Raw genomic sequence first — 4,693 nt, 5'->3', positions numbered from 1 at the left:
TTGAAGGCTAGTTTGAAAGCAATTGAAGAAGTGTATCAACTTCCGATTCAATTTTTGGATAATAATCAGAAGGAGCAAGCACAATTAGTTTGTACTAGTCAAATCCCTCAAGTGCTAAATCCTGAAGTATTATACTTGATTCCTGAAAGTGATAAGCATTCGCAAAAGTCCTTGGCGTCTAATGTAATAGAATGGTCAGGCTCTATGAATCCTCAAACTGATGATGCAGTATTTGAGGGGAAATTTCCTGCATGGTTATTAGAGAAAATTCTGAACTTTCAAGGAATCAAAGCTGAGAATAATACTATTTCAAATCGCCAGTTGAAAGCCTTGTTTAAGGAACAAAAATTAGTCAAACCACTCGAAACAGAATGGTTTACCGCAGTATTAATCACTCTCTTGGTTTTATTGCTTAGTCTTGAGCGCTGGCTCGCAATTCACCGAAACGTATGAATCCTTTTTTTCAAATCATATCAAAAGTTAAATGGCAATTGCATACTGAGGATTTGCTCAGAGGGCTATCCGTTTTCGGCGTAATGGCTATTTGGCTTCATTATTACTTCCCCGATGCCATCTGGACATGGGCTTTGTCTTTTGTCGTTGCCTCGGCTTGGTCTTTTTGGAAAGGCTTTTTTTCCACAAAACACCAACAGGCCATTCGCTTAGTGCATCAAAAAATCGATAATACCGAATATAGCCTAGACTTATTAGCGAAAAACGAGCTCAATATTGCTGAGCAGCTCCAACTCAATCGTTTGCTTGAAAAAGGTAATATCCAAATGCCTTGGGTTTTTACGCATCACTTATGGTATTATTTAGGAGCTGTTGCTGCATCGATTTTATTGACCGTTTTGTTTGACCAATCTTTTGTTCAAAAACTATCCGAAAAGTCTTTGACAGAAATTGTTTCTGGAAAAAAAGATACGCCAGCCATACCACCCCAATTCGAAAAAGCACTTTTAACGGTCGTACCGCCAGCTTATACTGGTTTGAAAATGGTACAATCCGAGCAACTAAATGCTTCGGCTATTGTAGGCTCAAATTTGACTTGGCAGTTGTCATTTTCACATCAAGACCAACTCAAGGTTAAGCTTAGTAATGCCAGAGGCGTTGAACTTCCTTTTACACAGAAAGAAAATAAATATATTTACCAAGATCAATTGTTGAGCTCTGGATTATATGCCATAAAAGCCTATTGGAAAGATTCATTGATTTATGCTTCAGACTATTATCGCTTGGAGGCATTGCCAGATGTTGCGCCCAAAATAGAACCTAGTAGCAAAGAATTGTATAGTTTTCATTATCTCAAGGATTCTAAAACAGTGCAGTTGAATGCCAAAGTGTCGGATGATTTTATGGTAAATGAAGTCTATATGATTGCGACTTTGGCAAGAGGTAGCGGTGAAAATGTAAAGTTTCGTGAAGTAAAAATGCCTATTACACAAAAGGCATTCAAATCAGCACAATTGAGCAAATCTATTGACTTAAAATCACTCAATTTTACCCCAGGAGACGAATTGTATTATTATTGGGCAGCTATTGATAACCGTCGTCCAAAGCCAAACTTTACAAAATCAGATACCTATTTTATTGTTTATAAGGATACCACTAAGGCAGAAGAATCAGATTTGGCAACGATGGCCATGAATATCATGCCTGAGTATTTCAGAAGTCAAAGACAGATTATTATTGATACTGAAAAACTGATTGCAAAACGTAAAAAAATAACAGATAAGGAGTTTAAAAGTGCTTCTAACGAGATTGGGTTTGACCAAAAAACGTTGCGTTTGAGATACGGACAATATTTGGGTGAAGAGTTCGAAAATTCGATAGGAGGAGGCAATCCCCTGCCAGACAATGCGGACAAAGATGGGGATATTCTAAAAGGCTTTCGTCATGCACATGATGAAGGCGAGCATGATCATGACCAAGCTGAAAAACATGAGGAAGAGCATCATCATCATCATGAACAGTCAAATGACGATAACAAAGACCCTTTGGCCAGTATGTTGGCTGATTATGTACACTCGCATGATGATGGTGAGGCAAATACCTTTTATGAACAGTCAACCAGAAGTTTGCTGAAATCTTCACTAGAACAAATGTGGCAATCCGAACTACATTTGCGTATGTATGAGCCAGAAAAGGCCTTGCCTTATGAGAAAAAGGCGCTAGAATTTTTGAAAGCCGCCCAACACAAAGCCCGAACTTTTGCCAAAAAGACAAGCTTCGATCCGCCTCCGATCAAGGAAAAAGAAAAACGCTTATCGGGAGAGTTAACTAAGTTTAATGCAAAATTTAGTTATGCAAAAAATCTTTCTCAAGCACAATTAACCGCTTTAGCAGCCGAAGTAATGGGCTATTTACAAGAAGAAAAATCGCTCAATGGTTTGCAAAAACAAAAGGTGCTTACTTTGAGTATGGCATTGAGCCAGAAGGTATTGAATACAGGTATGGACCAATGGAGTATTTTGTCGGATTTACAAAAACTGGCAAGCGGAAAAGTTTTAGATTCCATCCAAGCCAAACGCCTGAACACTCGCATTTTTGCCTTACTCAATACAGATTTACCCAAACCGTCATCAGCAACGCCACAAGGTAACGTATCTGAAAAAAGATTGGAAAAATCCTTTTTTAAAAATTGGGCAAACAATTAGGTAGAGACCTTTCATGCAAGGTCTTTAAGTAGATAAATCAAAAATCTACAGGAAAAGCAGGCAAAGTCTCTTCAGAAAAATATTGAAAACCAGATGATTTTACAGATAAACTTTCAATTCCAACTCAATACTGCATCCAATATAATCTTATTGGTAGCTGTGTTGATTATGGGAATAGTACAAATATTAGCTCTTTGGCAAAATCGCTCAAAAGGACGATGGCATGTAAAAGTATTGCTCAATTTTTTACTTTGGATAAGCATATTGGGCTGGATTTTACAGCCCACTTTTACACGCTCTTCCGATTCAAATCAGATTTTAATTTATCAACAAAATATACCACATACAAACCTTCAACATTGGCAAGATAGCCTTCATATAGCTGAAAGTTTTACAGAAAAAGAATTACTACAAGCCATCAACGAGCATCCTGCTTGGATTACCCAAATAGGTACTGTTTATTTGGCTGGAACACATTTTGAGTCAACTTTGCTCAATCAATTGCTCGATAAAGAATGGAAATGGCTACCAGCTTGGAATAGTAATCAGCTTCAGTCTATCCGTTGGGAAGGGGTTTTGTATAGAGGAGATTTACAACGTGTGAGTGGTAAAATATTGAGTGAGAAAACACAAGTGTTAAGCCTGAAAATTGGAGAACAAGTTTTGGATAGTCTTATGCTCAAAAAAGGCTTGGTTGATTTTAACCTTACCTTCCCGGCTTTTATCAAGGGAAAAGCCAAATGTGAGCTATGGCTTGGTGAAAAGCTTTTACAGCCTATCCATTTTGCAGTAATGGAAAAGCCCACTAAAAGCGTTTTGGTATTTCAAAGTAACCCCGATTTTGAAAGTAAAACTTTGGCCGACTGGATGGGCAAACGAGGATATAAAGTTGAAATTTGGACGAAAGTAGCGAAGAATACCCAAAATCAGTTTCAAATCAATACCAAGCAAAGTCTTAAATCCTACGATTTGATTGTGACAGATCCTAACTTAGCCGCCGATGCCAGAGTTAAGAAGGTATTAGGAGAAAATAAAGGCGTTTTGATTATCAATTTAAGCAATCCCGAAACAGAAACACGTATCATCAATCAGGCGTTGGGAACACAATGGAGACTAACAAAAAGCTCAACTCAAGAAGCTATCCAATTATCCAATGATTTGACAGCCTTACCTTATCAAATACAACCAAATACTTGGCAGAAAAGCTTGAAGGGATACCCTATTGCCGTACAACGCCAAAAGGGGAGAGTGGGACTTAGTTTGCTTAACGAAACCTATCCTTTGATGCTTAGCGGCGATAGTGTTACCTATAACAAAATTTGGGCTTCCACCTTAGAGGCTGTTCTTCCTTCCGAAGAAATATCGGTACAAGTGAATGCTCCAGTATTTGTCGATATTCCCACACAAATCAGGTTGAATACCCTTAAGAAAAATGTAGATTGGCAAGTCGGAGAAGATACGCTGAAACCATCGGTGTCGTCATTGAACTCGCAGAACGAGTACCAAAATTACCGATTTACGAAAACGGGTTGGCAACCACTTTTTGATAGTTTATCAGTATATGTCGAAGACTCAACACAGGATTTAGCGTATTTGCAACGACTAAAAATGTATGTCGGGAATAATTTTTCAGAAAAAAAACAAAAAAATATAGACCTATCAATCACCCGACAATCTAGCCTTTCTCCTTGGCTTTGGTGGGGGCTTATTCTATTCATTCTTACGGCTTTATGGGCAGAACCAAAATGGTAAAAAAGCCCTTGGAATAGATAAAAAAGCTATTTTTTTACGATAAGGAAGAAAATATTTATTGATTTTTCTTGTGGAGAGATTTGGAGGATAAAGAAAAACTCTCTACCTTTGCATCACGAAACGACAGAACAACGATTCGCATTCAAGTTTACTTGAATACCAAATGCCCAGATGGCGGAATTGGTAGACGCGTTGGTCTCAAACACCAATGCCTTCATTGGCATGCCGGTTCGACTCCGGCTCTGGGTACTAAGAGGAACAAAGAAATTTGTTCCTCTTTTTTT

General features: G+C 38.1%; 3 protein-coding genes and 1 tRNA gene. All 4 read left to right on the top strand.

Going from position 1 to position 4,693, the window contains the following annotated elements:
• Positions 1-453: hypothetical protein (locus ACOVQ4_RS16030; protein ID WP_421821637.1), on the top strand; the 453-nt coding region annotated here is incomplete at its 5' end.
• Positions 450-2,657: a hypothetical protein gene (locus tag ACOVQ4_RS16025; protein ID WP_421821636.1), complete on the top strand. Its 2,208-nt coding sequence runs from the start codon at positions 450-452 to the stop codon at positions 2,655-2,657. The genes ACOVQ4_RS16030 and ACOVQ4_RS16025, both read left to right, overlap by 4 nt.
• Positions 2,658-2,750: 93 nt before the next feature.
• Entirely contained in the window at positions 2,751-4,409 is a 1,659-nt protein-coding gene (locus tag ACOVQ4_RS16020) for a hypothetical protein (protein ID WP_421821635.1), read from the top strand.
• Between the two features lie 165 nt (positions 4,410-4,574).
• A tRNA-Leu gene (locus tag ACOVQ4_RS16015) sits at positions 4,575-4,658 on the top strand.
• Positions 4,659-4,693: the final 35 nt, after the last annotated feature.

Source organism: Flectobacillus sp. (genome assembly GCF_049240685.1).
Lineage (GTDB): Bacteria > Bacteroidota > Bacteroidia > Cytophagales > Spirosomataceae > Flectobacillus.
Note: the sequence above shows the minus strand (reverse complement) of the source record. Positions and strands in the feature narration are given on the sequence as shown.

Coding starts and splice junctions, on each gene's coding strand:
- ACOVQ4_RS16020 (WP_421821635.1), top strand. CDS start 2,751: ATGATTTTACAGATAAACTTTCAATTCCAACTCAATACTGCATCCAAT.
- ACOVQ4_RS16025 (WP_421821636.1), top strand. CDS start 450: ATGAATCCTTTTTTTCAAATCATATCAAAAGTTAAATGGCAATTGCAT.